Raw genomic sequence first — 26,960 nt, 5'->3', positions numbered from 1 at the left:
ACTCGGATCGGTACTCGGCCTTACCCGCGGCAGTACCGCGCGATGAATCGGCTCAGAATCGCACTGGGCACTGTGACCGATTCCCGATGACCGAGCTCGATCAGATCCTCGGCCTCATGCGGTTCGAAATAGCCCGCGTGCCGGTAGACCTCGATGCGCAGCGCCAGTCCGTCGCTGTCCAATTCGGGATGGAATTGGGTCGCGTACACGTGTTGTCCGACGCGAATCATCTGTACCGGGCACTCGGGCGATCCGGCCAGCAGCACCGCACCGGGTGGCACGTCCTGACAGGCTTCCTTATGTCCGACGAAGGCACGGAAGGTGCTCGGAATACTCGCTAGCAGCGGGTCCGCGCGGCCGTGCTCGGTCAGATCGATGGTCTGCGCGCCGACGGCCTCACCGTACTGCTGGTCGCTCACCTCGCCGCCGAGCGCGTCCGCGAGGATGCCCAATCCATAACAGGCGCCCAGATACGGGAAGTCGCGGCCGACGATCGCGGTCATCAGCTTCTTCAGCTTGGGTTCGAATGTCCTTTGGTATCCGTATTTCTCCGCGTCCGGACTGCTGACATTGCTCGGCCCGCCGCCGACGATGACCGCCGAGTAATCGTCCAGATCGATATCCGGGAATTCCTGGTCCATCTGCACCCGCACCGTGTCACGCACATCGAGGTCGGCCATACGCAGAACGGCGCGATATTCGTCATCCGCGGCGGGACGCTCCGGCCGCAGCTGCAGGACTAGACACGGCTTGGTCATGCATCAAATTGTGGAAGATCGGCTGTCAGTTTTCATCCAATACCGCCGGTAAGAATTCGCGCGTCCGATCGTGGCGGGGGGACTCCCACTACCAGGCTGGCCGCGGCGGCAGCAGCGGAGGCGGCCATGGCGCGACGCAATCACCCGCGCGCACCCCTGAATTCGAACTTCATGACCCAGTCCTTCCGCAAACACGCGAGTCGACTCATGGTCTCGGATGAACTTGCGATCGCCCTGCCGAATTCTTTGCGGTCACATGACGATGCCGGTCCAAGGTTGCGCGAATACCGAACCGGCCTCGATCAATTCGGTCGCGCGGCGGGCGATGGCACCGCCCAGCTCGCCGGTCGTCGCGGTGCCGCCGAGATCCGGTGTCCGAATTCGACCTTCGCGCAGGACATCACAGACCGCACGATCCACTGCCGCGGCGGCGGTGTATTCGCCCAGGTGCCCCAGCAGCATTGCTCCGGCGAGAATCTGCGCGACCGGATTCGCAATGGCCTGCCCGGCGATATCGGGCGCACTGCCGTGTACCGCCTCGAACATCGACGGCGCCGTGCGCTCGGGATTGATATTGCCCGACGGTGCGAGGCCGAGGCCCCCGGTTACCGCGGCGGCGAGGTCGGACAGGATATCGCCGAACAGATTCGATGCGACGATCACATCGAGCCGATCCGGATGCAGCACGATTTCCGCGGCCAGCGCGTCGACATGCAGTTGCCGGGTCGCCACCTGCGGATATTCACCGGCAATGCGCTCGAAGATGCTGTCCCAGTATGGCATGGAGTGCAGCAGCCCGTTCGATTTGGTGGCCGAGCACAGGCGGCCTTCGCGTTCGAGGGCCCGTTCGAAGGCGTATCGGATGATCCGTTCGCAGCCGACCCGCGTGAAGATCGATTCCTGCCGCACGAATTCGTCGGTGCGGCCCGGATGGTGCATGCCGCCGATCGCGGAGTATTCGCCCTCGGAATTCTCCCGCACGATCAGGATGTCGAGATCCTCGGCGGTACGGTCACGTAGGGCCGATTCGGTGCCGGGCAGCAGCCGGACCGGCCGCAGATTCACGTACTGTCCGAACGCGCGACGCAGCGGAATCAGCAATCCCCACAGCGAAATATGATCCGGCACACCGGGAAAGCCGACCGCGCCGAGCAGGATCGCGTCGAACGCGGCCAGTTGCCCGGGTGCGTCGGCGGGCATCATCGCTCCGGTGCGCAGGTAGTTCTCACAGGACCAGTCGAATTCGGTCCACTCGATGCCGGGCAGCACCGCGTCGAGTACCGCGACGGCCTCGGCGGTGACGTCGACACCGATACCGTCGCCAGGGATGGTCGCGATCCGATAGTTCGCCCGACTGCCACCCCGCATGGAATCGCCCAGCGCTGCGTTCACAATTGCACTCCGATGTACTTGGTCTCCAGGAATTCGTCTATGCCGAGGTGTCCGCCCTCGCGACCGAGCCCGGATTCCTTTACGCCGCCGAATGGTGCGGCGGGATTGGACACTACTCCCTGATTCAGCCCGACCATGCCGGTTTCCAATGCTTCACACACTCGTAATCCACGCCGCAGATTTTCGGTGAACACGTACCCCACCAATCCGTACGGGGTGTTATTTGCGCGTGCGACGACCTCGGCTTCGGTGTCGAATGCGGCGATCGCCGCGACCGGTCCGAAGATTTCGGTGTGAGACATCTCGGCGTCATCGGGTACATCGGTCAATACGGTTGCGGGATAGAAGTTTCCGACCCCCTCCAGTGCAGTGCCACCGGTGCGCACGGTGGCACCGCGGCCTACGGCGTCACCAACCAGATCGGTCACCTTCGCCACGGCATCGGCGTCGATGAGCGGACCGACAACCACTCCCGCCTCGGTTCCGCGCCCCATCGGCAGGGCCGCCAGCCGGTCCGCGAGTCGAGTCGCGAATTCGTCAGCGATGCGGCGCTGCACGAAGATTCGGTTCGCGGCGGTGCACGCCTGCCCGATATTGCGCATCTTCGCCGCGAGCGCACCCTCGACGGCCGCATCGAGATCCGCGTCATCGAAGACAATGAACGGCGCATTGCCACCGAGCTCCATCGAAGTGCGCATCACGGTCCGCGCACATTGTTCGAGCAGTAGCTTCCCGACGGCGGTCGAACCGGTGAACGACAGTTTGCGCGAGCGGCTGTCCAGAATCAGCGGCGTCATGACGGCCCCGGGCTCAGATGTGGTGATCACATTGACCACACCCGCCGGGACGCCGACCCGGTCCAACACATCCGCCAGGGCGAGCATCGAAAGTGGTGTCTGCTCGGCGGGTTTCACGACGCAGGTGCATCCGGCGGCCAGTGCCGGACCGATTTTGCGGGTCCCCATGGCCATCGGGAAGTTCCACGGCGTGATGAGCAGGCTCGGACCGACCGGCTGCCTGGTCACCAGGAAGCGCGAACCACCCTGCGGGGCAGGCATATACCCGCCGTCCAAGCGCACGGCTTCCTCGGCGAACCATCGGAAAAACTCTGCCGCATAGGCGATTTCACCACGCGCCTCGGCCAGTGGCTTACCCATTTCCAGCGTCATGATCAGCGCGAGGCGTTCGATATCGGCGAGTAGCGCCTGGTGCGCGTCCATGAGGATCTCGCTGCGCTGTCTCGGCGTCGTTCGCGCCCATTGCCCCTGTGCCCGGTCGGCCGCGGCCAGCGCAGCCAGCCCGTCGGCGGCATCGGCATCGGCCACCGCACACAGCAGCTGACCGGTCGCCGGATCGCTGACCGGCAGCGTAGCGGCTGCCGCGCGCCATCCGCCGTCGATGAACAGTCCCGTCGGAACAGTGTCGATCGCGGCGCGTTCGGCTGTGGTCAGGGCGGTTTCGGTGAGCATATGGGCTCCTTTTCCTTGCCGACGCCATTGCTGCGAACCCCGTGCCCATGTTATGCATATTGTCAACAATCCGACAATAGACAATCAGCGGATACGCGCCCCTGGAGGCGGATCATGACCGAGCTATCCCCCGTTCTCAAGCAGGCCACCCCGGTAACCGTCGATCACGGATCGGGCTGCTACCTGTATGGCATCGACGGCCGCCGCTATCTCGACTTCACCGCGGGCATCGGTGTGACCAGCACCGGCCACTGCCACCCGCACGTGGTGGCGGCGGCCCAGGCCCAGGTCGCCAAGCTGATCCACGGGCAATACACCACCGTCATGCACCGGCCACTGCTCGAACTCACCGAGCGGCTCGGCGCGGTGCTGCCCGAAGGCCTGGACACGCTGTTCTTCGCCAACTCCGGCAGCGAGGCGGTCGAGGCCGCGCTGCGCCTGGCCCGCCAGGCCACCGGACGGCCGAATATCGTTGTCTTCCAGGGCGGATTTCACGGTCGCACGGTCGCGGCGGCGACCATGACGACCTCAGGCACCCGCTTCTCCGCCGGGTTCAGCCCGTTGATGTCCGGTGTGCACGTGGCACCGTTCCCCACCGCATACCGCTACGGCTGGACCGAGGCCGAGGCCACCGACTTCACACTGCGCGAACTCGATTACCTGTTCGCCACCGTCACCTCCCCCACCGAAACCGCCGCATTCGTGGTCGAACCGATGCTCGGCGAGGGCGGCTACGTCCCCGGCAACACCGCGTTCTTCCGCGGGCTGCGCGAACGCGCGGACCAGCACGGCATCGTGCTCATCTTCGACGAGATCCAGACCGGCTTCGGCCGGACCGGAAAGTTCTTCGGACATCAGCACTTCGGCGTCCGACCCGATGTCATCACCATCGCGAAGGGCTTGGCCAGTGGGTTCCCGCTGTCCGGAATCGCGGCGCCGCGTGAGCTGATGGTCAAGGCCTGGCCGGGTTCGCAGGGCGGCACCTACGGCGGCAATGCGGTGGCCTGTGCGGCGGCGATCGCCACGCTCGAGGTGATCGAATCGGAGGGTTTGGTGGCCAATGCCGCCGCGCGCGGCGCGCAACTGCTGACCGGCCTGCGCGCGGGCGCGACCAAGGCGATCGGTGATGTGCGCGGTCTCGGATTGCTGTGTGGCGCCGAATTCACCACCGCGACAGGCGAACCCGATACCGCGACCGCAGTCGCGGCCCAGCGGCTCGCGGTCGAGAAGGGGCTGCTGCTGCTCACCTGCGGCGCGTATATGAATGTGGTGCGAATGATCCCGCCGCTGATCGTGACCGATACCCAGATCGATGACGCGCTCGCGATCTGGTCGACCGTGCTCGCCGAACTCGCCACATGATCAGGAGGGGAGAACCGATGGCCCGCTACCTCACGATCACACTGACCAAGGCAGGCGTGAGCTGCCGAGCCCGGCTGCTCGATGCCGAAGCACCGCGGACCTGCGCCGCGGTGTGGGACGCGCTGCCGCAGGAGGGCAACGCATTCCACGCCAAATACGCCCGCAACGAGGTGTACACGCTGCTGCCCCGGATCGTGGCGGCACCGCGTCGGGAGAACCCGACCGTCACCCCCATTCCGGGAGATGTCTGCCTGTTCGATTTCGAAGCGTGGGAGATCGGCAACCCGGCCTACGGCTACGAGCCCGGCACGGCGGCGCACCACGAACAGGGCGCCACCGACCTGGCTTTGTTCTACGGTCGCAACAACTTGCTCATCAATGGCGATCTGGGCTGGGTGCCCGGCAATGTCTTCGCCACCATCGAAGAGGGTCTCGCCGATATCGCGACGGCCTGCAACACGCTATGGCTGCAGGGCGTCCAAGGTGAGACCCTGGCCTTCGCCCGCTGTGATTGATTTGCCGCGCCTGCGGCACGGCGTGTTCGCACGACTCGCTTCCTCGGGGCTGGGAGAGGCTTGAAAGGGGCGAGTGGCTAACCGAGGACGTATTCGGCGTAGCGGGCGAGCGCGAGGACCAGATCATCGGAGTGGCGCGGCCCGATGATCTGCAGGCCGACCGGCAGCCCGGCGGCGGTGGTGCCCGCCGGGATGCTGATCGCGGGTTGCTGGGTCATATTGAACGGATAGGTGAACGGCGTCCACTGCGGCCATCCGTCGAGCCCGCTGCCGGGCGGCACATCGTGCCCCGCCTCGAATGCGGTGATCGGCATCGTCGGGGTGATCAGCAGGTCGTAGGTGTCATGGAAGGCGCCCATGATGATACCGAGTCGCGCGGCTACCGCGCGGGCGTCGAGATAGTCGACGGCACTGATGGTTTCGCCGAGTTCCCAGACCGCGCGCAATCCCTGGTCCACCTTTTCGCGCGCGCCGTCCGGGAATTTCGCCAACATGGTCGCCGCACCGGCGGCCCACAGCAGTTCGAATGCCTCGCGCGGGTCCTCGAAGCCCGGATCGGTCGCGATGATCCGCAACTCGGCCTCGGCCAGCCGCCGCACCGCCGCATCCACGATCGCGGCGACTTCCGGATCGACCTTCGCATAACCGAGCGTCGGCGAGTAGGCGACGGTGAGCCCGCGCACCTCACGCGACATCTGGCCGCGAAAGGTGGTGACCGTGGGCGGCAGCGCGGTCGGATCGCGCGGATCGGGCAGCGACAGAATGTCCATGAGCAGTGCGGCGTCCTCGACCGTCCTGGTCATCGGGCCGGCGTGGGCCAGCGGACCGAACGGGCTCGCCGGATACAGCGCAACTCGACCGTGCGTCGGCTTGAAGCCGACAATGCCGCAGAACGCGGCCGGAATGCGGATGCTGCCACCACCGTCCGTGCCGACCGATACCGGACCCATCCCCGCCGCCACCGCGGCGGCGCTGCCGCCGGAGGAGCCGCCCGCGGTCGTCGTGGGATCGGCCGGATTGCGGGTGACGCCGGTCAGCGGGCTGTCGGTGACCGCCTTCCAAGCGATTTCCGGAGTGGTCGTCTTGCCGAGGAACACCATGCCGTCCTCGCGCAGCCGGGCCGCGACCGGGCTGTCCACCTGCCAGGGCCCACTCGGATCGACCGAGGTGCTGCCGCGCCGGGTGGGCCAGCCCTCGGTCAGGAAAATGTCCTTGATCGAAATCGGCACACCGTCGAGTAATCCGCGGGCATAGCCCGAATTCCAGCGCGCTTCCGAATCTTTGGCCTGCACCAATGCCCGATCCGGATCGACCAGGCAGTAAGCATTCACTTCGCCATCGCGCGCGGCGATGGTGTCGAGAATTGCCTCGGTCGCCTCGACCGGAGAAAGGGTGCCGGCCGCGTAGGCCGAGACCAATTCGACAGCGGTCATCGCGGCCGGTTGCGTATTGATGTCCGGGTTCATGGCAGGGCTCCTTCAGCCGGGCACGTACCCCAGCTCTTTATCGACCACGTTGTCCAACGGCCGGTCGGCGATCCAATTGTCGAAATTGTGGGTGAACGCCGCGACGACTGCGGTTCGCCAGCCGCTGAAATCACCCGAATTGTGCGGTGTAATAAGCACATTCGGCATATCCCACAGCGGATGGCGCGCCGGTAGCGGTTCCGGATCCACCACATCGAGTGCCGCCCCGGCTATCGATCCGGTGCTGAGTGCGGCAAGAAGGTCGTCGGTCACTACGAGTTCCCCACGTCCGACATTGACAAACCTGGCATGTGGTTTCATCGCGGCGAATGCCTTGGCATCGAACATTTCCCGGGTCTGCGGCGTCAGCGGCGCGACTGCGACGACGTAATCGGCGATGGGAAGTTCGGCATGCAGGTCGGTGCTCACGGTGCCGAAATCCGGGTCGATGGCCCGCGCGCGGCGGCCCACCGCTCGCACGGTCATTCCGGCGGCGCGCAACAATCGCGCGGTGGCGCGACCGATCGAGCCGGTTCCGACTATCAGAACGGAGGCGCCCGCAATGCGTTCGGATTCGCGGTGCCGCCATTCGTGCCGTTGTTGCAAGCGCAGCGATCCCGACAGATCCTTGGCGAAACCGAGGATCTGCCCCAAGACGTATTCCGCGATGGCCGTATCGAATACGCCACGTGTATTGGTGACCACGACCTCGCTTTCCCGCAGTTCGGGGAACATCACCGGATCCACCCCGGTCGAGCCCATATGCAGCCAGCGCAGCCGATCGGCCGCGTGCCAGGCGCCGGGAACCGCGCGAGTCAGGAAGTCGTAGACGAATAACGCGTCGGCGCCGCGCAGTGCGTCGGCGAGACCGGGCGCTTCCGTGTACCGCACTTCGGCTCGATCGGCCACCGTGGCCATGAGGTCCGAGTCGGGCACACTGTCACGATGCAGGACGGTGACAATCGGGCCCTGTTCCACATTGACACACTAAAATCACATCGTATGATTGTCAACAATCCGATCGTTCTCGGAGGTCCGACGGCTGAGCGCGAGAGGGGCCGCATTGGAACTCGGCTTGCCCGATATCGAAGGGCCCGTCGCACAACGGGGTATCGGGATCATCGCACCGTTCGACCTCGCGCTCGAACGCGAACTCTGGCGCTGGGCGCCGCTGGATGTCAGCCTGCACCTGGCCCGCACACCCTATGAGCCGGTGCCGGTTTCGCTGGCGATGGCCGAGCTGGTCTCCAATCCGGTACATCTTACGGCGGCGACGCGCGATGTGATGCACGTCGAGCCGGAAGTCGTTGCCTACCTGTGTACTTCGGGCAGCTTCATCAGAGGGCTGGCCTACGAGAAGTCACTGCGCGACACCATCTGCCGGGCCGGAGCGCTGGACGCCGTCACCACCTCCGGGGCCCTGGTGGAGGCGATCCAGCATCTGGATATCAGCAGAGTTTCGGTGCTCACCCCCTACGACGAAATCCTCACCCACAAGTTGCACGACTTCCTCGCCGAGGCGGGCTGCATCGTAATCCGCTCGGACCACTTGGGTTTGGGCGGCGGCATCTGGAAGGTCAACTACCGCACCATCGCCGAACGCATTCTCGGCGCCGACGACCCGCGGGCTCAAGCCATCTTCGTCAGCTGTACCAACCTGCCCACCTACGACGTCATCGAGCCGCTCGAACAGGCCCTCGGCAAACCCGTACTCACCGCGAATCAGCTCACCATGTGGGCCTGCCTGGGCCGGATGAAGCTGCCCATGACCGGTCCCGGTAAGTGGCTACTCAACGTTTTCTGATCGGAAGTAGAGGTATGCAGGCACCCACCGTCGGTTTCATCTACCCGGACCACGCGGCCGAGGACGACTACCCGCTCGCCGCCTCGCTGCTCGGCGTGCGGTTGCCCGTCGCCCATATCTACGGGACCGATCTGCACGCCATTGCGGAGCTGCTCGAGCTGGGCAGTCCGGACAAGTTACGCCACGGCGCCGCCTTGCTCGCACCGGAGCGGCCCGACGCCGTCGTATGGGCCTGCACCTCAGGGAGTTTCGTGTACGGGCCGCAGGGTGCGCGGGATCAGGTGCGCGCGCTCGCCGCGGCCGCGGGGGTTGCGGCGTCGAGCACCAGCCTCGCCTTCGTCGCGGCCGCGCAGGCGCTCGACGTGCGCCGCGTCGCGGTCGCCGCGAGCTATCCGGACGAGGTCGCGCGGCTGTTCGTGGAGTTCCTGGCCGATGCCGGAATCGAGGTGGTCGCATGCGCCAGCGCCGGTATCGATACCGCCGCGGAGGTCGGCACCCTGACCGCCGCGCAGGTACGCGAACTGGCGGTCGCCAACGATCATCCCGATGCGCAGGCGCTGCTGATTCCGGATACCGCTATGCACACCCTCGGGGTACTGCCGGAACTCGAGGCGCGCTTGGGCAAGATTGTGTTGACAGCCAATCAGGTCACCATCTGGGAGGGTCTGCGGCTGACCGGCAACGCGATGGCGTCCGCGGTGCTCGGCTCCCTCTTCGCGGAAAGGCATATCCATGTCGGTCGTTGATTTCGAGCCGGTGAATCGGCAGTCGACGGCGGAAATGATCGCCGATCGGCTCCGCGAGTCGATCATGCGCGGCAACCTCGCCCCCGGTGCCCAACTCGGCGAAGCCGACCTCGCCACCCGATTCGGCGTATCGCGCGGTCCGGTCCGCGAGGCCATGCAGCGCCTGCTCACCGAGGGCCTGCTGTACAGCATCCGCAACCGCGGCATCTTCGTCATCGAACTGACAATCGACGACGTCACCGATATCTACCGTGCCAGAACCGCCATCGAAGGCGGCGCCCTCACCCTCATCCTCGACGGCCGCCGTGCCATCGCCTACACCGCCCTCGAACCCAGCGTCACCGCCATGCGCACCTGTGCCGAAAACGGCGACGCCGCAGGCGTTTCCGACGCCGACCAAGCCTTCCATGAAGCCCTGGTCGACAGCGCGGGCAGCCCCCGCCTCGTCCGAGCGGCCCGCACCTTGCTGATCGAAACCCGAATGTGCTTGGGCGCCTTACAAACAACGTACACCGACCTGCGCGAACAAGCCCAAGAGCACGTCGACCTGCGCGACGCCATCGGCTCGGGTCCGGTGCGCCGAGCGCGGACCCTACTGGTCGAGCACATGGACGACGCGGTCCAGCGCCTCCGTCTCCAATACCGCCTCGACGAGCAGGCGACGTAGTCGACGGGTCAATCCATCCGAGCCCGTCCATTGGGCAGACTCGGTCGCCGCGCACGCCTTTGCCAAAGCCGCGCACGCACTTCAACTTGCAACCATTCTGATCGACCAAGACATGCGCGAGGCCCTGACGCCCCTGCCTTGTCAGCGGCTCTGGCAATAAACAAGCCGACCAGCGTCCCGATGGGGCGGTTCCGTCAGGAGCGTCCCGCAGTTCCCACGCCGTTGTCGCGGGCTTCGATAGCCTTGACGGTCTTTTCGAAGGCGCTTTTCAAGACGCCTTTACCGATGGTCCCGACAACGACTCCGAGAATACGTCCTTTGAGGTTCTTTCCCTCGCGCACCACGACAACATCCACGTCGGTCGTCCCATCCGGCCGACGCGTGAAGGCATATGTGTGACCCGAGTGGCCGCCCCACAAGTTGGAGTCGGTGGTTGTCATGACCACACGGCCGGGATCCGACCAGTCGTAGTGCAGACGTTCCCAGATGCCGTGCGAGCCCTCGGTGACGTCAGCCTCACATCGGCCCTGGTCATGCACCTCGAGATAATTGTCGGCACTGTTGCCGAACAGTTGTGAGCGGCCGGGCCCGAAATCGGTGAGCGCCGCCACGAACTGCTCCGGTGTCGAGGTCGTCGTCTCGTTCAAGTGGATGGTGGACATTGTTTGCTCCTTCGCTTTGGGACGACTGCTTCAGGGCGGCGAGCCCGGGCGTGGCATCCGCAGCCGTCAATCCCCTGGGGCTGGCACAGCCTCGGCCTTGTTCCCGTCGACAGTGACGGCGCTGGTTCGACGCCAGGAATGAGAACGATCTGAGCGAGGGCGCGGTGGTTCCTACGATGAGCATGAACTTCGGCACATGTCAGCGCAAGGGCACGGCGCGAACCTTGGTCGAGCTGCGCACGCACCCGCGACCACTCGAACCAGCCGGACCGCCTGACGGGTAGCGAAGATCGGCAGCGGGCGACGATAATCGAAGAGTCGCGGTTCTGTCCGGGACGCCAGAAACCGATCGAGTGAGCCGACGATGAACACGCAGTTCGGCGCCATATCACAGCAGAATGGCGGGGAGAACGCGCAGGCGACGCGGACTGTGCTGGCCCAGGCGGTGGCCGATTTCGCGGGTGAGTGGGAGGCCGCGAGCGAACCGCCCGAACTGGCCGCACACCTCCCGGCCGTGGGTGCTTTGCGGCGATCTACGCTGATCGAACTCATCAAAGTGGATCTGCAGCATCGCTCGGTACGCAAACAGGCGGGCAAGCGCCTCGACGAGTACCGGGCCGAATTCCCCGAACTCGATATCGCCCCACTGCCTCCGGACCTGATCTACGAAGAGATCACCGCGCGCCGCCAACTCGATGACGATGTCGATCTCACCGAATACGTGCAGCGATATACCCAGCAGATGGCGCGGATCGCCGACCGCCTGGATGCCGATCATTCCCGGACCACATTGTTGGCCGATCCGGCCGCGCTCGCCACCCTCGACACCATCAATCCCGGTGCGACCGTCGACGATTTCGACATGTTGATCCTGCTCGGCCAAGGCGCATTCGGCCGGGTGTTCCTGGCGCGGCAGCGTTCGATGCAGCGGCTCGTCGCGGTGAAGATCTCCCATGATCGCGGCAGCGAGGGGCAGACGCTGGCCCAACTCGACCACGAGCACATCGTGCGTGTCTTCGACCAACGCCAGATCGCCGACCAGCATCTGAAACTGATGTACATGCAGTACGTGCCTGGCGGCACGCTACTCGGTGTGCTGCGGCTCCTGCATCGCACGGGAGTCGAGGGCAAGACCGGTCGGCTACTGCTCGACGCCGTCGACGAAGCGGCCACCAGCGGCGGGGTGCTCGAACCGCAGCCATCCCCCACCCGTAGCCAACTCGCACGGCTGAGCTGGCCGGAAACGGTTGCGTGGCTGGGCAGCAGACTCGCCTCGGCGTTGGATTACGCCAACCACGCCGGAGTGCTGCATCGCGATATCAAGCCCGCCAACGTCCTGCTCACCGTCGATGGGCAACCCAAACTCGCCGACTTCAACATCAGCTTCAGCCGTCACATACCCGGCGCCAGCCCCGCGGCTTACTTCGGCGGCTCGCTGTCCTACATGTCCCCCGAACAACTCGAGGCCTGCCATCCGACGATGGCCACCACCGCCGCCGACCTCGACACCCGCAGCGACCTCTACGCGCTCGCGGTCGTGCTGTGGGAACTGCTCACCGGCCGACGGCCCTTCGACGACGAATGCGGTGCGGGTGAATCGGATACCTCACTCGAGCGGATGATCGAACTACGCCGCCGGCCGCTCGGCGATCGGTTTGCCGCCGATATCCCACCGGACTGCCCGGCGGTTCTCCGGCATGCCCTGCTCACCTGTCTGTCCCCCGATCCGGCCGAGCGATTCGCGAACGGCGCCGAACTCGCCAACCAGCTCGACCTCACCCTCGACCGGGGCGCCCGCGACCTCGTCGATCCGCCGGCCCACACCATCCGCGCGAAACTACGGATGCGGCCGATGCCGGTGGTGACGCTGTCCAGCGTGCTCGGGCAGGTCCTCGGCGTACTGTACCTTTGGGCGCACAACGCACGGCTGCTCAACGGGGTACTCACCCCCGACGACAGCGCCCAACTCTTCCGCCTCACGGTTATGCTCGGCGTGATCGGCTACCCCATCGGCATTGCCGTGCTGCTGTACTGGTGCCGACGGGTGTACCTCGTGCCCTACGGACTGCGGCGCGGCAAACACTTCGACGACCAGACCCTCGCACACGCCCGCGCCGACACCCTGGCCTGTGGTGACCGCATCGCGATGGTCGCGTTCACCGGTTGGGCCTTGTCACTGCTGATCTTCTTGCCCGAATTGGGATTCCACGAGGACCTCACCACGGAATTCACGATCAACCTCGTCGCATCCGAGATCGTCGCGGCCGCGGTCGCGGTCGTGTACTCCTATTTCCCCGTCACATTCTTCGTGCTGCGCTGGTACTACCCTGGTTTGCTCGGCACCGGGCAGACCTTCCCCGACGACGCGGTACGGCTGCGACGGCTGGCCAGGCGCAGCCGGATATATCTCGGCATCGCCGCATCGGTACCGCTGTTCGGTGTCGCGGCCGGTCTGGTCTACCTCGATACAGCTCAGCAGCAGACGGTGATCGGTCCGACCGTCATCTTCTGCGCTGTCAGCCTTTTCGCATTCGTCGGCGCGCTGCGCATCTTCTACGCACTCGAATCGGACCTGTACGCCCTCGAACGGATCGTCGATCCACGATCCCACCGACCCGAGAAATAGCAGCCGGTAGAGATGTTGTCGGCGATTGCCGACAACAGGATCGACACGAGCAAGATCAGTATGGTGGCCGACAGCGCAAATTGACTGCAATAGCGCGCTCTTGCCGACACTCGGCGTAGCGGCACAAAAGAAATCCAGCCCACGAGGGGCGAGATGGACGAAGCGGTGATCTACCGAGACCGAATCAGGAGGCGGGCTTGGGCTGGCTCAGGTTCTGGACGCCGGTGATCACATCGATGATGTTGACGATGGCGTGGGTGCCGCCGTCGACAGCCGAACTGCCGGAGTCGAGCATCGCGGAACCGGAGGACGAGCCAGCCGAACCCGTGGATGAGCCGCCGTCGGCCGAACCCGAGCCCAGGCCCGCGGAACCGGTCGCGGGGGATTTGGCGGCGGAGGCGACCGCGACCGGGCCGAAGAACAGGGCGGCGGCGGAGACGGTGGTGACGGTGACGGCAAGGACCTTACGAGAGAACATGTACAGAGCTTCCTTTCGCATACAGATAACGACGCCATCACGGCGTGCACCACAAATGTTATGAAGAAGAAATCTGCAAATCCACTAATCTTGCTGTGCGAATAATCACGGTTAATAATGGGCTAACGGCACATTTTGTCGAGGTGAAACAATTTGATCTTAATCCCGGATGTGAATTCGAAGATCAAATTCCGTGATCAAATTCGGTCAATTTCTCGGACGGTGCCGCGTATCCGTATGCGGCGGACCCGATTTCGCAGGGGACCCTCGATCCCGGCACAGCGCGACCTCGAGCCGACGACGCGCTCGGGGCCCGCTGGCCGGCCACAGCCCGCGTCGAGATCACCGGTCAGCCCGTCGAGTGGATCGTGCCGCTGGGCGCTGCGGTCAGTTGTCGGGGAGATTGTTGGTGTCGCGTTGGCAGGTGAGGTCGGCATCGGGGAGGATGCCGTCACGGAAGTAGGTATTGACGACCTCGTTCACGCAATGGCTCAGGTTGGAGCCGAGGAGGCCGTGAACGCGGGTATCTGCCAGGGTGACCATTCGTGACGCTGTCAGGTCCTGGTGCAATGCAAGGCCCTCCTGGTAGGGGGTGCGGGTGTCGCGGGTTGCCTGCAGGATCAGGGCTGGTGTCAGGTTGTGCACGGCGGTGGGTGGCTCGACTGGGTCCGGCCAGAACGCGCATGCGGTGATGTTGTTGGCGAACGCGCCGAACACCGGTTGGGCCGCCCGGACGCTTTCGATATTGCGGCGATACCACGCCAGATCCCGGGGTGCGGCCTTGTCGCCGCACATGACCGCGGCCATGCCCGAGGCATCCAGTGGAACGGGGCCGCTGACTTTCGCTTTCAGCTGCTCCATGTCGATGGGCAGCCCGGACACTGCGTCAGCCAGGGTCCGCACGAGCCCGGCGAGGCTGGCGTTCTTCTTCGGATTCGACAACAGCGACAGCAGCATCATCGGAACGGTGTGTTCATCGATGAGATAGCCGTTGCCGATGACCGGATGCGCGGCGGCACGTCGGATCAGGTCCTCGACAAAGGCCCGGACCTGCGATCCGCTGTCGCCGAAGTGGTAGTCGGCGTCGTGGCGGGCCGCCCAGATCGCCCAGTCGTCGAGCCCGGCCTCGTTGACCGCACCCATGTCCTGGTACGTGCCGATCCAGTAGCGGTCCGGGTCGATGGCGCTGTCCAGCACGATCCGGTCACTGTGCTGAGGGAACATCTGGGTGTACACCGCGCCCAGGTAGGTGCCGTAGGAGTCACCGTAATAGTTGAGTTCGCGTTCCCCGAATGCGCTGCGGATGACATCCAGGTCACGGGCGGTATTGCGGGTGGTGATGGACCGGGCCTTCTCGGGATCGGGTACTACGCAGGAAGCCGCGAGCGCGGCGGCGAGGGTGGCGTCGCGCGCGTAGCCGAAGGCGTCGAAGCCGGCCGAGAACAACATGGTGGGCAGCGGCAGCGCACAGCTCATTCGGTCCGATCGGCCGATACCACGGGGGTCCATACCGACCAGGTCGTACTGGGCACGGACATCCGGTGTGAACCGATCCCGGAGGTCGGCAATCATGCTCAGGCCCGGACCGCCGGGACCGCCGGGGTTGGACAGCATGATTCCGCGCCTGCGGTCCGGGTCGGCGGCCGGGATACGCGAGATCGCGACGGTCAGCGTGCGGGAGTCCGGTCGGGTGTAGTCGAGTGGTACGACGACTCCCGCGCACTGAGCACCCGCGCCGTCGAGCACCGCGTCGTCACACGGCTTCCATTCCAGCTGCTGGTGGTAGAACGACTCCAGCCCAGCGGGGATGTCATCGACCGGATCGGCGTTTGCCGTTCCCACGGGCAATGTCGCAAATGCAGCTGCCGATATGACCCCCAGAACGAGCCATCGAACCCACATTATCGGCATCGCATCTCCTGCCCGAGACCTCCGTGTACGCATCCCTGATTCCGCCGCACAGCCATTTTTCGGGGTCTCGGACCAGCACCCTACTGCGGTTTGCTGAAACCGGCTCGGCGAGGCCCAGATTTCGACGATTGTCACCATGCTTGCGCCTGCCACATCACGGTTGAGCCTCCGACATCAGGTTTTGCGGGGAGCGCCGACGCGTATGGATCGCGGGCTGCCGCGATAGCGGCGTATGCCGATCAATTGCCCGCAATATCGGGGCCGAGTACGCGCGCTGATATCAGCTCGATCCAGCGAGCCTTCTTCTCCTTACCGGGCGGCCTCGACAGCTGTCGGAAACTTTTCAGCTGCGAACCGGAAATCGTTATGTTATCGTGACCCGAACCACAAGTGGTGTGGCCGGTTGGTGCGGGCCCAGAGTGCCTGCGCGTCGGATAGTCGGACGCGGGAGGCGTGATGGAATCCGGGAATATGTTGTCCACGTATTGGAAAAATGCTTACCGCACAGCGTTTTCGGCTACCGACGTGCCCGCTCTGCCGGTCGACGGCGCACCCTGGCAACCAGTCAGGTGGTGGCGGATCGGTCGGCACTGGCTTGCGCCTCTCACGCTCGCCATGATCATGCTGACGGCAGCACTGTCGATGCCCATCGCGCGAGCCGCAGTCGTACCCCCAGGCGACGATCCCTTTTATGCCGCACCCACCGATCTCGCGTCACATCCGAACGGCGCGGTGCTCGGGGCGCGGACGATCCCACTTCTCGGTCTGCCGATACCGGTGGCGGCGTGGCAATTACGGTACCGCACAACCGATTCCGAAGAGCATCCGCAGCTGGACGTGACAACGGTGCTGGTGCCACCGGCGCCCTGGAACGGGCCGCGGCCGGTGTTGTCGTACCAGGTACCCGAGAACAGTCTCGACACCCGGTGCGCGCCGTCGTCCACGCTGCGCGGCGGGCGTGACACCGATATGGCGAGCACTATGCAAGATGCGCCATTCATCGGGGATGCACTGCGCCGAGGATGGGCCGTCGTGATCAGCGATTACGAAGGGCCGCAGTCCCGACTCTTCGACGGCGTGACATCCGGGCGTGGAGTCCTGGACGGAATCCGGGCCGCACAGTCCTTCCCGCCGGCCGGCATCGATACCTCGAGCCCGATCGGCGCCTGGGGATACTCGAGCGGAGCCTTCGCCACGCTGTGGGCCACCCAGTTACGCGGGGAATACGCACCAGACGTGCGATTCGTCGGCACCAGCGCCGGCGGCATCCCCACCGATATCCCGGCCGTGGCACAACGCGCCGATGGCGCAGTGGGGGCGATACTCATCCTGCTCGGGCTGGCCCGCAATGAACCCGGCTCCCGGTTGGCCGACTTGCTGAACGACCGGGGCCGCCGCGCGCTGCTCGCCGCAGACACCTCCGCCTGCGGTGCGGATCTGGCTCAGAAATACGCCGACATTCACGTCGACGACTTGGCCACGGTCCCGAACCTGCTGGCGCAGCCCGCTTTCCGCGACGCCGCAAGGCCAAATGAACTCGGCCGCACCGCCCCCGACACCCCGCTATACCTGTACCACAGCGTCGACGACGAGAAGATCCCCGTCGCCGGCTACACCGCCCTCGTCGATACCTACTGCGCTCAGGGCGCCACCCTCACCGCGATCCACTCGCTGTTCCCGACGCACATCGGAGCCGCCGCGGGCGAAGCCATGGGCGGCATGAACTTCCTCGCCGACCGCTTCGCCGGCACCCCACAGGCCCCGGGGTGTGTGGTGCGGTAAGCGCCCGTCCGCCCGGTACCCCTCGCCGGAGATTTCCGAAACCCCTTCCGTCACACTCCCGATCGATGACCATCGGGCAGGATCATTGTCGGTGAGTCTGTCGTTGGTTGCCGATTCCCTTGCACCCCTGATGCGCTCAGTGGCGCCGAGCTAGGTATTACCCGCCGCTTCGCGCGCCGTGAGCGTCCAGGAGTTGCTGGTCGACGCCGGCGCCAGACGGCTGGAAGAGTACAAGCCCCGTTCACACCGGCGATGAAACGGGGTCCGTACCAACGCAACTCAGCCATTCCGCGCAATCCAGGATCTCGGCTACCGGGATGCAGCCCCACGATCCAGTGCCTCATCGGGCAACATACGGTAGGTAGGACGAGTGCTCCGTGCGCTCACATGCTCGTAGTGGGCCGCAAGGTACAACCCCGACAAGGTTGAAACGACACGCCCGCCTGCCGCCCGCTCGCTACCTCGATGTTGTCTCGATCATGAAAGGACTCCGACTGTGGAATCCGGCTCTCCTGTCGACCTGCGGCAGAATCAGCCGCACACCGCCCGAATGTATGACTACTACCTCGGCGGCAAGGACCATTACAGCGCGGACGAGAAAGCGGCTGAACAGGTCGTGGCCATCTGGCCAGGAGTGCGGGTGGCCGCGCAGAAGAACAGGATCTTCATCCATCGCGTGACACGATTCCTCGCCAACTCGGGCATTCGTCAATTCCTCGATATCGGAACCGGTATCCCGACCGAGCCGAATCTGCATCAGGTGGCCCAACAGGTTGCGCCCGACGCGCGAGTCGTCTATGTCGACAACGATCCGATCGTGCTCGTCCACGCCAGGGCATTGATGGTCAGCTCACCGGAGGGGCGTACCAACTACGTCTCCGCCGACGTCACGACACCCGAAAAGATTCTCAACGCCCCGGGATTGCGCGAGACACTGGACCTGACCCAACCGGTCGCGCTGAGTCTCAACGCCCTGATGCATTTCGTCCCCGACGAGCAGGATCCCTACGGAATCGTCGATGCGCTGATGGACGCACTCGTTCCCGGCTCGTATCTAGTGATGACACACGTCACGCCAGACTTCGATCCGACGGCGATAGCTACCGTGGTCGACATCTACCGCCGCAGCGGCCTGCCATGCCAAGTCCGAAGCCGAGACGAATTCACGCGGTTCTTCCAGGGACTGGAGCTGGTCGATCCCGGTGTAGAGGTGCCGCACCGCTGGCGCCCGGAGGGGATCGCACCCCCGAAGATAATGGACGCGCAGGTGTCCGCCTACGCGGGCGTTGCACGCAAGTAATACACCTCGGCCATCCCCGGACCATCGAGGACGCGCTCGACCGGCTCACCGGCGCGGATACTGCGCCGGGATCGATCATCGCGACGCCCGACGCGGCATAGCCGGCGCATCGGGCGTCGGTACTCCGTGGCGCCGGGGCCGTAGTTGGACCAGTACTGCAGCATCGGTTCACTCGCTAGTTGCGTCGAACTCTGGGTGATGACGAGTGCGTCGCGCGATAGCGAGTACCGCACTCCCGCGTTCGTCACGGCGAACCCGGTCTCGGTGCGTACCGGGTCGTCGATCTCCACCGACGCCCCGTCGCTGAGACGCACTCCCTTGTAGTACAGGCGACCGACTCCGGTTTCACAGATCGCGACGAGCGACTGGGTGGTGCGTCCGATGGCCACCGCCGGATTCGTGGAGTTGCAACGCGCCCCCGAAACACCCACAAACCCCTGACTATCGGTGCCCGACGACTGCGGAAGCGGAAGGCTGGCTGTCGGGTGAGCGGGGGACGTGGTCGAGCTCGTCCATTTCGGATTCGACATGGTTCTTGGCTGCCGCCGCGCGCGGTTCGAGCGGGTCCTGAGGACTTTCGATCACAAGAGTTCTCAGGTTGCGAATGTCTTCGAACGCAACCTTCAGCGCTCGTGGCTTGCCGCTCTTTCCGTACCGGCGGGCTCAGAATCCAAACCGTTCGACATGCTGCGAACAGGGATGCCCGCGCCAGAGTGAAGTGTGCGACAGGCCGATAGCCGACTGCGGGCACGCTTTCCACCAGTAGCCCGAGATTGTCCGTCGCGGAGATCATCCCTTGCCAGGCCATGTTGCTTACTGGCCGCTTAGTCCGATGAATCCGATCATCCCCATACAGGGCACTGGCCGGTGCCGGCGGCTGCAGATCTCGCAGCCACTCGTGCCAGGAAGCAACGGCAGTCCGCACGCGCTCGACGCGAGCGGCCCACGCGGACTCCGAGTCGGAAGGACTGTTCACGAGGAGAAGACGCTAGTCCTGCTGGCGGACTGTCGCATTGGGCTTTCGGTACACACTCGCATGCCGCCTATCGCGCGGTTGGCCTGGATGCGCGCTCATGGTTGCTTAGCCCGTTTCCCATGGATGCACCACCACACCGCGCCAGCGATCGTCAACGCGGAGGAGAGCAGGAGTACCGCTGTGCCGTATCTGAAGTCAGCTCCGGTGATATGGCTGCGGGAGTCAGTCCATATCAGGATGAAGGCGACCGTGGTGGCGAACACGGATCCGACGACTTCGATGCATGCGAGGAGAAGTAAAGCTGCAAGCTTTTGCGGGGTCTGGACTCTCTCGAACATCAGACACGCGGTGAGGAGCAGCAGAACCGCGCCGATGAGCAGCACCCAAACGCCTGGCGTGCCGAACTGACGCGACCCCATCAGCGAGTACGTTGCGTCGAAATGGGGGTCGTGCGCCAGTGGGAGAAAGAGCCCGAAAAGGACTCCGAGACCACCCAACCCCACTATCGCTCGGCCCAAGCTGCGCCCTGCTACCTCGTCACTGGGGAGCTCGGGCAGCGTATGCACAGCCGCGGACTCATCGTTGCTCGACATGGTGATCGAGTCTGCCAGCTGGTTGGTCTGTTGCCGAGTTGTATTGAGCGACGAAAGCTATATCTATTCAGCCCAATTGCGACCCACCGGTCTTGTCTAGGACATGAACGAACGTCCGCATACGCCGCATGGGGCGCTGTACGCGGCGGCCGCGCGGCACGCCCAAAGATCAACGGACCGAGATCATCTCGATAACCGCGCAAACCGAACTTCCGGAACTGCCAATTCGGGACGGATAGGCATGGAGGCATGTGCACCCGCTGCACAGTCGAAGGCCAGGCGACACTCGATTAGGTGTTGCCCGAGTCGAGGACAGCTCTACAGAACCTCGATCTGCGCAGGCTCGGGCAGCGCCCGTGGGCGCACATCGGTATACCAGGCGTACTCGATTCCGCTGAGCCTGCCGTTCTCGACCCACAGGATGACCTCACCGACAGGTGGCCCGTTCCGGTCCGTGACCGCTCCGCTGGCAAAGATCCCGTCCGTCGATCCGGACGTTGGCACCGCACCGGGCAGCACCGACAGGTCAACGCTGGGCGAACCGACACCCCAAGTCGCGACGACCTGCGCGAACGGGATCTGCGACAGGAACTCACCCGCCCCGGCGGCACCGGAGGACAACAGCTTGGTGACGACACCGGACTCGAGCTCGGTGAGCGCCCGCGGCTGAATCGGTGTGGCACTCATCAGCCCTCCTGGTAGGTGGTGTTACTTGAACCGCTTGATCAAGACATCGGCCGGGTTCGGTAGCGACACTGGGCACTGGTCTGTGTGCCACGCGTACTCGAGCCCGTGTAGAAACCCATCCTCTGCCCAAAGGGTGATAAATCCAGTGACGGTCCCGCGCTCGGTCACTTCACCGGATACCGGCAACTCGCCATCTTCAAAGCTCGACTTTGGCGCATCGGAAGAGACATGCAGATAGAGACTCGGCGACCCGTCGCTCCACTTGGCAGCCACTCGAGTGTGCGCGATTTGTGATACGAACTCACTCGCACCGGGAAAGTCGACCGACAACAATTTCCGAATGATTGACTCTTCCAACGAAGAGAGCGGGCGTGGCATTGTCGATGTTCCATTCATATTTCCTTACCTTCCAAAGCGTTAGGGAATGTATGCCGTACTGATCTTGAATACACCGTCAATCATCGCGCCGCGTAGATGTATCGTATGCCCATCTATTGTTCGCACCAAAGCATTGCCCGGCCCATAGACCCCTTCGGGAACCCCCTGAACACTCTCAATCAATTTTCTCATAGCTTGTTCCCGGCTACCGGATTGCTGGACAAATTCGTCTAGATTATGCTTCGAATAGTCGAATACATGTTTCATCGGTTCGTCCTTGAGCGCGTAGTCAAGCGAACTCTTCAACTTGTCGCGCGCGATCCTGGCGATATCGGCCGTGCGCTGCGCCATGAGGTCGGCGATGCGCTGGAGCGCCGCCCGTCTCGCGACGAGATCCTCGCCGGTTTCGGTCACCTTGTCGACGAATTTCGCTAACCGTTTGGCGGCAAGCACCCGGTCGACATACTTCTTCATCTTCAGCGCGAGCTTGCCCGCTTTGGCGGCGGCGATCGCCGCAGCACCGAACCCGGCCGTCAATGCACCCGCTACCACGCTGAGGACGACGGTCTCGGCGATTTCCTGCGCGAGATCCTTGGCGAGATCGACCAGCAGCTGGCCCAATTGCGTCCGGAACTCCAGAATCGCGGAGCGATGGTCGCGGCAGGATTTGGCGAGGTCCTTGTAGAGGGTGAGCACGCCCTCGGCGGACGCCTTCAGCTCCCGGATGTCCTCGTCGACATGGGAGGCATCGGGAGCGGTTTCGCTCTCGAATGTCTTCGCCAGCTGGTCCAGCAACGTCGGCAGGTTGCCCACCCCCGATTCAGAGGAGGCGAGCTTGTCCCATGCATCGGCGGCGGTCTGCAAGTGGTGGGGTTCCCCGTCGGGCATCGACACGCCGAAATCCTCGAGCGCCGACACCGCGAACCCGACATCGTCGAACAGGCCACTACCGGGCCCACCTGCCGAGGGCGGCGGTGTCACGCATACCGACCATACCGGTAACAAATCCGCTCGTTTCGTCGGTTCCGGTCGGCCGGCTCCCGCAACGTAATCCGCGAGAGCGTGGTTGTAGCCGAGCTGACTCAGTATGCCCGCGTAGTTGCCCATCGCGGTGACGAGCAGCTCGGTCATGCTCCTCGCCGTGGTGACGGTCGAATCATAGGACGTGGCCCACGCTTGGGATTCGCCCACATTGCCGCCCATATTGGCGGTTTCGCTCAGCGCGGCGATCTGTGTGGAGAAGATCCGCTGGCACGCGGTGGCGTACGAATACAGTGTCTTGCCAGCCGAGGAATACACCGCGGGATCGACTACCAACGTTGTCATCGAGTCCTATGACCTGCCCAGGATCGCAAGATTCGCGGCGATGGCGGCCGTGTACCGGTCGTGCGCATCCCGGACGGCTTGGCGCATAGTGTCGATACCCTCGGAAACATCGGTCGCGCCGGTGTGCCACTCGCGAAAAGCCTCGGCCTGCGCATCCGCGGCGGCACCGTTCCAGTTCTGCTGCACCGTGGAGATGCGCTGCTGCAACCCGTCGAGACTTTCGTTGAGGAAACCGATGAACCCCGAGACCCGGGCAACCATTTGTTCGAGCTCGTCGAGATCGACACGGAAAGGCTGTGAGTTCTCGACCATCACAACTCCGGAAGGTCCAGCGACCCGGTGAACGCGCGGGTGGTGTCTGCCCGTGTCCTGTCCTGATCGTCCAGGGTCTTGCTCGTGACACCGAGCAGTTCGGCCATATCGGCCAGCGCGTCGAGGATGGTGTCGGCGCCCTGCTTGGTTTCTGTCCAACCCGCGCTGAACGAATCGGCGGAGGTGCCGCGCCAATTGGACAGCAGTGCTGCGATGTCGGTGTCGATCGAGTTCAGGCCGTTGACGAGCGATTCGGCGACCTGCTGGACGTACCGGCCGGCGTCGGCGACTTCGTCGGGGACCACCGCGAAATCGTTGGGGGTCGAGCCGGGTTGGCCTGTCATGCAGCCTCCTCGAACGTTGGTGCGGATCAACAGGTTAGACGCGAGTGGGTATTGGTCGTTTCCCTGGTCGGGATGTGCCTTCGGTCACGCTATGGACGGTGTAGAAATGGGCAGTCTTGTCGTCACATGTCGGAGTGGCGTTCGGGTTCGATGCAAATCGTGGTATACAAGCACAAGACCCCAGATCCCCGCCATCACTGTTAGCGTCGCGGCGATACCGAGTAGTGCGATTGCGAATGACTTCACGGTTTCCGGCCCCCACAGCTTGCTATCGATAGCTGAATCTTATTGCGGCTATGGTGATTATGACTGATTCTGTGCCAGCCACCTCAGCTTTCGGCTCCGGTGATCAGCGCGTGGTCACACATGACGACGGCGCGCGAACTGCATCATTGGACATGCGCGATGTCGCGCACTGGTCTGGTATCACACTCGAGCTCGATGAACCGTTCGTCGCACCACCAGAAGCCGCCCTCCTCGGCCGCGAACAGCGCAAGCTCGTGTCCGATCTCATCTGCGCGTTGGCCGCGACGAACCGACATCCCCGGCCCCCATTGAAGATCAGACGAGCCGGGTGGTCGCAACATCGACAGATTGCAAGCAATAACAATCTATTCCACTGTATGAGCGCGTCACAAACCGCGTAATTATCTGCCTCCCAGTAGAATTGGAGTGCACACGTCGGGCTAGCACCCGGAATTGATATCTACGGGAGTACAAATGAATAATCGCGCTGTCGCGCGCGGAAGGCGAGGATGCCTGATGCCGCGCGAACGAATCAAGCCCGGACGGCACGGGAAGATCGCAGTCACTGTCGTTCGGGATGCAGCCGGAAAACCGATCCGGCACATAGCAAAGACCAGGCTTCGCGACCTCGATGGTGCCCTGCGGAAGGTGGAAGCGACCGGGAAATCTAAGAGCAAGGCGATAGCAGCGCTCGAGGAAAAGTTGGCCCTGCGGGCCGCGCCCTCGAAGTCCGAAATCACGGCGGATACGCTCGTGCACCGCCTTGCCGAGCGATGGCGGATAAAAGTCGAGCGCTCCAAGCTATCGGCGAACACCAAACGCCGATACGGGGAGATACTGGACCTCCACATCGTCCCCAGAATCGGCAAGCTGACCATCGCCGAGTGCACCACCCAGGTGCTGGAAGGGTTACTCGAAGACATTGCCGATGAGGTGGGCAGGCCGACCGCGAAACTCGCGAAGACGTGCTTGTCCGGACTGTGGACGCTCGCAAGCCGATACGGCGCCAGTGCCGGAAATATCATCAAACTGCTCGCACCGATCCAGGTCGAAGACAAACCGGTTGTGGCGTGGTCGCTGAACGAGGTGCAACGCATCCGCAGCGGGCTGCGTAGCGACAGGCGCGCCGTCGCGAACGGTATCGCCGATCTCGTCGATACCGTCGCGAACGGTATCGCCGATCTCGTCGATCTCGTCGATCTACTGTTGGCCACCGGATGCCGAATCGGCGAGACGATGGCGTTGAAGGGGAAACACCTCGACCTCGACGCCAACAAGCCCACGGTGCTCGTTGAGGGGACCGTCGTCCGTATACGCGGCGGCGGGATGATCATCCAACCGCATCCCAAGGGTGGCCCGAACGGTAAACGCCGACTTCTGCTGCCTGAGTGGGCCGTAGAGAGACTGACCGCCCGCCGCGACCTGATACCGCATGAGCCCGAAGATCTCGTGTTCCCCTCCCGAGCAGGGACCCTGCGCGATCCTCGCAATGCCCGCAAGCAACTACAGCGGGCACTCGGCCGCATCGGAGTCACAGGGATACCCCAGAACCCCCATGCAGCACGCAAGACCGTCGGCACGCATCTGGCCGAAGACGCCGATGGCGGACAATCCGATATCGGTGTCGCGGCCGCCCAACTCGGCAACACCGAAGCGGTGACACGAAGGCACTACGTCCAACGAACCCACCAAGGTCCGGACGCCAGGAATCGCTTCGCAGCCTTCGCTCTGCCAGACGAGCAAGACGGGACGGCCACGACGAGCCGAACGTGCCCCTCGAGAGCGACCAGAGACGCCCGGCGTCGGTCACCACGGGATAGCAAACAGCGAGCTCTCGATGCCCTGGTCGGACAGGGTGTCGGGAGGCGGAGCGAGCAAGATGTACTCGCAATTTGAAAAAGGTGAGTAAGTGGTGACCTGGGCGGTCAAAGCACAGCCCGAACCTCGACTGCAAGCCCCTGACCAGGGGGTTTGTGGGGCGGGCGGGGCTCGAACCCGCGACCAATGGATTATGAGATCAAACACTCCGAGCACTGTCCTGACCAGGCAACATCCTGGTCAGGGGTATGCAAAATCGTAGAATACATTGCTGTCGGACGACGGTTCGGATGATCTTTCTATGCCTTCAAATGGCAAAGGTTCAATCCCAGTATCGCGCACCACCTTTTCACCAGATCAGACATCACGGGGTCGGACCATCCCGCGTGCGCGGGGCCGATCGGGACACTCCGCCAGCGTCGGAATAGTCGGGTGGACCATCCCCGCGTGCGCGGGGCCGATGTCGTACATCGTGTGGCGTCCCGGTTCTGTCGGGGACCATCCCCGCGTGCGCGGGGCCGATCAGACCGCCGTTCGACGAGTCGCTCGTGCCGTTCGGACCATCCCCGCGTGCGCGGGGCCGATCCAGCATGTGTTGACAGTGGGGGGCTGTTATCAGGGACCATCCCCGCGTGCGCGGGGCCGACACCGAGCAGGGACAGGCCAGAGTCGAGCATCTCGGACCATCCCCGCGTGCGCGGGGCCGATGGATGGCAAGCCGTGATCATCGACTCCGAGGTAGGACCATCCCCGCGTGCGCGGGGCCGATTCGTCAGCGACGTGGTAGACGTCGCGCAGATAGGGACCATCCCCGCGTGCGCGGGGCCGATGCATCCTGCAACGTCACCAGATCATGCATATGCGGACCATCCCCGCGTGCGCGGGGCCGATCTGTTATTGGAGATGACCACGCAATATCCGGCAGGACCATCCCCGCGTGCGCGGGGCCGATCTCGGCCAGCCGCATGAGCGCTGACTCCAGGTACGGACCATCCCCGCGTGCGCGGGGCCGATACTTGTTCACCTGCTGGTTTTCCCGCCGGGACCGTTGTTTTTATTCACTTGGATCGCCGACGGGCCGACAGGATCAGGCCGTCGAAGTCGATGGGGCGCCAGCGTTCGCGGCCCGCGGTGCGGACTGTCCAGCCTTGTTCGTTGGTGGCGGGTTCGACCATAACGGCTTGGCCGTCGCGGACGCGGTCGGCGAGCAGTTCCCAGAGCCGGTCGCGGATGCGGCGGCTGGGGTTGCCGACGAAGACGCCAGCGTCGACTTCGACGAGCCATCGGGTGAGATGTCCTCGCAGGCCGGGGGATACGGCGATGAGCACGACCACAGTCATTG

At 64.2% G+C, this 26,960-nt stretch carries 24 protein-coding genes and 1 CRISPR repeat array; of the genes, 9 read left to right on the top strand and 15 right to left on the bottom strand.

Annotated elements, in window-relative coordinates:
- Positions 1-20 precede the first annotated feature (20 nt).
- The 3 genes from ACW2Q0_RS14685 to ACW2Q0_RS14675 all read right to left on the bottom strand — a co-directional run bounded on the left by ACW2Q0_RS14685 (position 21) and on the right by ACW2Q0_RS14675 (position 3,619).
- The gene (locus ACW2Q0_RS14685) at positions 21-758 is read right to left on the bottom strand and encodes a glutamine amidotransferase (protein WP_457190272.1); all 738 of its coding nucleotides are present in this window, start codon (positions 756-758) and stop codon (positions 21-23) included.
- Positions 759-1,010: 252 nt separating this feature from the next.
- Positions 1,011-2,126, bottom strand: coding sequence for a tartrate dehydrogenase (locus ACW2Q0_RS14680; protein WP_457190549.1), 1,116 nt, complete (start codon positions 2,124-2,126; stop codon positions 1,011-1,013).
- Between the two features lie 20 nt (positions 2,127-2,146).
- Positions 2,147-3,619, bottom strand: coding sequence for an NAD-dependent succinate-semialdehyde dehydrogenase (locus ACW2Q0_RS14675; protein ID WP_457190270.1), 1,473 nt, complete (start codon positions 3,617-3,619; stop codon positions 2,147-2,149).
- Between the two features lie 114 nt (positions 3,620-3,733).
- Between ACW2Q0_RS14675 and ACW2Q0_RS14670 the strand changes: the two genes are divergently transcribed.
- The gene (locus ACW2Q0_RS14670; RefSeq protein ID WP_457190268.1) at positions 3,734-4,981 is read left to right on the top strand and encodes an aspartate aminotransferase family protein; all 1,248 of its coding nucleotides are present in this window, start codon (positions 3,734-3,736) and stop codon (positions 4,979-4,981) included.
- Positions 4,982-4,998: 17 nt separating this feature from the next.
- Positions 4,999-5,496: a DUF3830 family protein gene (locus ACW2Q0_RS14665; RefSeq protein WP_457190266.1), complete on the top strand. Its 498-nt coding sequence runs from the start codon at positions 4,999-5,001 to the stop codon at positions 5,494-5,496.
- 77 nt (positions 5,497-5,573) lie between these two features.
- Here the strand turns inward: ACW2Q0_RS14665 and ACW2Q0_RS14660 are convergent, their stop codons facing one another.
- Together ACW2Q0_RS14660 and ACW2Q0_RS14655 are read right to left on the bottom strand one after the other, a co-directional pair.
- Positions 5,574-6,962 carry an amidase gene (locus ACW2Q0_RS14660; RefSeq protein ID WP_457190264.1) on the bottom strand — a complete coding sequence of 463 codons (1,389 nt, stop codon included), beginning with the start codon at positions 6,960-6,962 and terminating at the stop codon, positions 5,574-5,576.
- A 12-nt stretch (positions 6,963-6,974) separates the two neighbouring features.
- Entirely contained in the window at positions 6,975-7,940 is a 966-nt protein-coding gene (locus tag ACW2Q0_RS14655; RefSeq protein WP_457190262.1) for a D-2-hydroxyacid dehydrogenase, read from the bottom strand.
- Positions 7,941-8,025: 85 nt separating this feature from the next.
- Here ACW2Q0_RS14655 and ACW2Q0_RS14650 point away from each other — a divergent pair, with 85 nt between their 5' ends.
- The 3 genes from ACW2Q0_RS14650 to ACW2Q0_RS14640 are packed head-to-tail and all read left to right on the top strand — an operon-like array spanning position 8,026 to position 10,179.
- Positions 8,026-8,766 (top strand): maleate cis-trans isomerase family protein, encoded by a 741-nt coding sequence (locus tag ACW2Q0_RS14650; protein WP_457190261.1) that lies wholly within the window; start codon positions 8,026-8,028, stop codon positions 8,764-8,766.
- 14 nt (positions 8,767-8,780) lie between these two features.
- Positions 8,781-9,512: a maleate cis-trans isomerase family protein gene (locus tag ACW2Q0_RS14645; RefSeq protein ID WP_457190259.1), complete on the top strand. Its 732-nt coding sequence runs from the start codon at positions 8,781-8,783 to the stop codon at positions 9,510-9,512.
- Positions 9,499-10,179, top strand: coding sequence for a GntR family transcriptional regulator (locus ACW2Q0_RS14640; protein WP_457190257.1), 681 nt, complete (start codon positions 9,499-9,501; stop codon positions 10,177-10,179). The genes ACW2Q0_RS14645 and ACW2Q0_RS14640 overlap by 14 nt, the downstream gene beginning before the upstream one ends.
- A 194-nt stretch (positions 10,180-10,373) precedes the next feature.
- Here ACW2Q0_RS14640 and ACW2Q0_RS14635 read toward each other — a convergent pair whose 3' ends face one another.
- Positions 10,374-10,841, bottom strand: a complete 468-nt coding sequence (locus tag ACW2Q0_RS14635) for a hypothetical protein (protein ID WP_457190255.1) — start codon at positions 10,839-10,841, stop codon at positions 10,374-10,376.
- Positions 10,842-11,205: 364 nt separating this feature from the next.
- Between ACW2Q0_RS14635 and ACW2Q0_RS14630 the strand changes: the two genes are divergently transcribed.
- Entirely contained in the window at positions 11,206-13,467 is a 2,262-nt protein-coding gene (locus ACW2Q0_RS14630) for a serine/threonine-protein kinase (protein WP_457190253.1), read from the top strand.
- A gap of 184 nt (positions 13,468-13,651) precedes the next feature.
- Here ACW2Q0_RS14630 and ACW2Q0_RS14625 read toward each other — a convergent pair whose 3' ends face one another.
- Together ACW2Q0_RS14625 and ACW2Q0_RS14620 are read right to left on the bottom strand one after the other, a co-directional pair.
- Positions 13,652-13,945 (bottom strand): hypothetical protein, encoded by a 294-nt coding sequence (locus ACW2Q0_RS14625; RefSeq protein ID WP_457190251.1) that lies wholly within the window; start codon positions 13,943-13,945, stop codon positions 13,652-13,654.
- 387 nt (positions 13,946-14,332) lie between these two features.
- Positions 14,333-15,787 carry an alpha/beta fold hydrolase gene (locus ACW2Q0_RS14620; RefSeq protein ID WP_457190249.1) on the bottom strand — a complete coding sequence of 485 codons (1,455 nt, stop codon included), beginning with the start codon at positions 15,785-15,787 and terminating at the stop codon, positions 14,333-14,335.
- A gap of 684 nt (positions 15,788-16,471) precedes the next feature.
- Here ACW2Q0_RS14620 and ACW2Q0_RS14615 point away from each other — a divergent pair.
- Together ACW2Q0_RS14615 and ACW2Q0_RS14610 are read left to right on the top strand one after the other, a co-directional pair.
- Positions 16,472-17,638: a lipase family protein gene (locus ACW2Q0_RS14615; RefSeq protein ID WP_457190247.1), complete on the top strand. Its 1,167-nt coding sequence runs from the start codon at positions 16,472-16,474 to the stop codon at positions 17,636-17,638.
- Between the two features lie 496 nt (positions 17,639-18,134).
- Positions 18,135-18,938 carry an SAM-dependent methyltransferase gene (locus ACW2Q0_RS14610; protein WP_457190245.1) on the top strand — a complete coding sequence of 268 codons (804 nt, stop codon included), beginning with the start codon at positions 18,135-18,137 and terminating at the stop codon, positions 18,936-18,938.
- Here the strand turns inward: ACW2Q0_RS14610 and ACW2Q0_RS14605 are convergent.
- From ACW2Q0_RS14605 to ACW2Q0_RS14580, 6 genes are all read right to left on the bottom strand, one after another.
- The gene (locus ACW2Q0_RS14605) at positions 18,914-19,327 is read right to left on the bottom strand and encodes a hypothetical protein (protein WP_457190243.1); all 414 of its coding nucleotides are present in this window, start codon (positions 19,325-19,327) and stop codon (positions 18,914-18,916) included. The two genes, ACW2Q0_RS14610 and ACW2Q0_RS14605, sit on opposite strands and share 25 nt — an antisense overlap.
- A 682-nt stretch (positions 19,328-20,009) precedes the next feature.
- A complete protein-coding gene (locus tag ACW2Q0_RS14600) occupies positions 20,010-20,507 on the bottom strand; it encodes a hypothetical protein (RefSeq protein ID WP_457190241.1) in 498 nt (165 codons plus the stop codon).
- A 318-nt stretch (positions 20,508-20,825) separates the two neighbouring features.
- Entirely contained in the window at positions 20,826-21,194 is a 369-nt protein-coding gene (locus tag ACW2Q0_RS14595; protein ID WP_457190239.1) for a hypothetical protein, read from the bottom strand.
- Between the two features lie 417 nt (positions 21,195-21,611).
- Positions 21,612-22,703: a hypothetical protein gene (locus ACW2Q0_RS14590; protein WP_457190237.1), complete on the bottom strand. Its 1,092-nt coding sequence runs from the start codon at positions 22,701-22,703 to the stop codon at positions 21,612-21,614.
- 201 nt (positions 22,704-22,904) lie between these two features.
- On the bottom strand, positions 22,905-23,210 hold the full coding sequence (locus tag ACW2Q0_RS14585; protein ID WP_457190235.1) for a WXG100 family type VII secretion target: 306 nt from the start codon (positions 23,208-23,210) through the stop codon (positions 22,905-22,907).
- Positions 23,210-23,554 carry a WXG100 family type VII secretion target gene (locus ACW2Q0_RS14580; protein WP_457190233.1) on the bottom strand — a complete coding sequence of 115 codons (345 nt, stop codon included), beginning with the start codon at positions 23,552-23,554 and terminating at the stop codon, positions 23,210-23,212. The genes ACW2Q0_RS14585 and ACW2Q0_RS14580 overlap by 1 nt, the downstream gene beginning before the upstream one ends.
- A 762-nt stretch (positions 23,555-24,316) precedes the next feature.
- On the opposite strand from ACW2Q0_RS14580, the gene ACW2Q0_RS14575 reads away from it, so the two are divergent.
- Positions 24,317-25,696, top strand: coding sequence for a tyrosine-type recombinase/integrase (locus ACW2Q0_RS14575; protein ID WP_457190231.1), 1,380 nt, complete (start codon positions 24,317-24,319; stop codon positions 25,694-25,696).
- 356 nt (positions 25,697-26,052) lie between these two features.
- A CRISPR array of direct repeats spans positions 26,053-26,632; the repeat unit is 28 nt; unit sequence GGACCATCCCCGCGTGCGCGGGGCCGAT.
- Positions 26,633-26,676: 44 nt separating this feature from the next.
- Here the strand turns inward: ACW2Q0_RS14575 and cas2e are convergent.
- Positions 26,677-26,958 (bottom strand): type I-E CRISPR-associated endoribonuclease Cas2e, encoded by a 282-nt coding sequence (gene cas2e, locus ACW2Q0_RS14570; protein WP_457190229.1) that lies wholly within the window; start codon positions 26,956-26,958, stop codon positions 26,677-26,679.
- Positions 26,959-26,960 lie beyond the last annotated feature (2 nt).

It is taken from the genome of Nocardia citri (assembly GCF_054065835.1).
The sequence above is the reverse complement of the archived record's forward strand: the minus strand, read 5'-3'. Positions and strand labels throughout refer to the sequence as shown.

What these genes read in the sequence shown, in the direction of transcription:
- ACW2Q0_RS14585 (WP_457190235.1), bottom strand. Translation starts at nt 23,210, where the DNA reads ATGGTCGAGAACTCACAGCCTTTCCGTGTCGATCTCGACGAGCTCGAA.
- cas2e (WP_457190229.1), bottom strand. Translation starts at nt 26,958, where the DNA reads ATGACTGTGGTCGTGCTCATCGCCGTATCCCCCGGCCTGCGAGGACAT.
- ACW2Q0_RS14660 (WP_457190264.1), bottom strand. Translation starts at nt 6,962, where the DNA reads ATGAACCCGGACATCAATACGCAACCGGCCGCGATGACCGCTGTCGAA.
- ACW2Q0_RS14640 (WP_457190257.1), top strand. Translation starts at nt 9,499, where the DNA reads ATGTCGGTCGTTGATTTCGAGCCGGTGAATCGGCAGTCGACGGCGGAA.
- ACW2Q0_RS14575 (WP_457190231.1), top strand. Translation starts at nt 24,317, where the DNA reads ATGCCGCGCGAACGAATCAAGCCCGGACGGCACGGGAAGATCGCAGTC.
- ACW2Q0_RS14645 (WP_457190259.1), top strand. Translation starts at nt 8,781, where the DNA reads ATGCAGGCACCCACCGTCGGTTTCATCTACCCGGACCACGCGGCCGAG.
- ACW2Q0_RS14600 (WP_457190241.1), bottom strand. Translation starts at nt 20,507, where the DNA reads ATGTCGAGCAACGATGAGTCCGCGGCTGTGCATACGCTGCCCGAGCTC.
- ACW2Q0_RS14685 (WP_457190272.1), bottom strand. Translation starts at nt 758, where the DNA reads ATGACCAAGCCGTGTCTAGTCCTGCAGCTGCGGCCGGAGCGTCCCGCC.
- ACW2Q0_RS14665 (WP_457190266.1), top strand. Translation starts at nt 4,999, where the DNA reads ATGGCCCGCTACCTCACGATCACACTGACCAAGGCAGGCGTGAGCTGC.
- ACW2Q0_RS14590 (WP_457190237.1), bottom strand. Translation starts at nt 22,703, where the DNA reads ATGACCGAGCTGCTCGTCACCGCGATGGGCAACTACGCGGGCATACTG.
- ACW2Q0_RS14630 (WP_457190253.1), top strand. Translation starts at nt 11,206, where the DNA reads ATGAACACGCAGTTCGGCGCCATATCACAGCAGAATGGCGGGGAGAAC.
- ACW2Q0_RS14675 (WP_457190270.1), bottom strand. Translation starts at nt 3,619, where the DNA reads ATGCTCACCGAAACCGCCCTGACCACAGCCGAACGCGCCGCGATCGAC.
- ACW2Q0_RS14635 (WP_457190255.1), bottom strand. Translation starts at nt 10,841, where the DNA reads ATGTCCACCATCCACTTGAACGAGACGACGACCTCGACACCGGAGCAG.
- ACW2Q0_RS14670 (WP_457190268.1), top strand. Translation starts at nt 3,734, where the DNA reads ATGACCGAGCTATCCCCCGTTCTCAAGCAGGCCACCCCGGTAACCGTC.
- ACW2Q0_RS14615 (WP_457190247.1), top strand. Translation starts at nt 16,472, where the DNA reads ATGATCATGCTGACGGCAGCACTGTCGATGCCCATCGCGCGAGCCGCA.
- ACW2Q0_RS14625 (WP_457190251.1), bottom strand. Translation starts at nt 13,945, where the DNA reads ATGTTCTCTCGTAAGGTCCTTGCCGTCACCGTCACCACCGTCTCCGCC.
- ACW2Q0_RS14580 (WP_457190233.1), bottom strand. Translation starts at nt 23,554, where the DNA reads ATGACAGGCCAACCCGGCTCGACCCCCAACGATTTCGCGGTGGTCCCC.
- ACW2Q0_RS14680 (WP_457190549.1), bottom strand. Translation starts at nt 2,126, where the DNA reads ATGCGGGGTGGCAGTCGGGCGAACTATCGGATCGCGACCATCCCTGGC.
- ACW2Q0_RS14595 (WP_457190239.1), bottom strand. Translation starts at nt 21,194, where the DNA reads ATGAGTGCCACACCGATTCAGCCGCGGGCGCTCACCGAGCTCGAGTCC.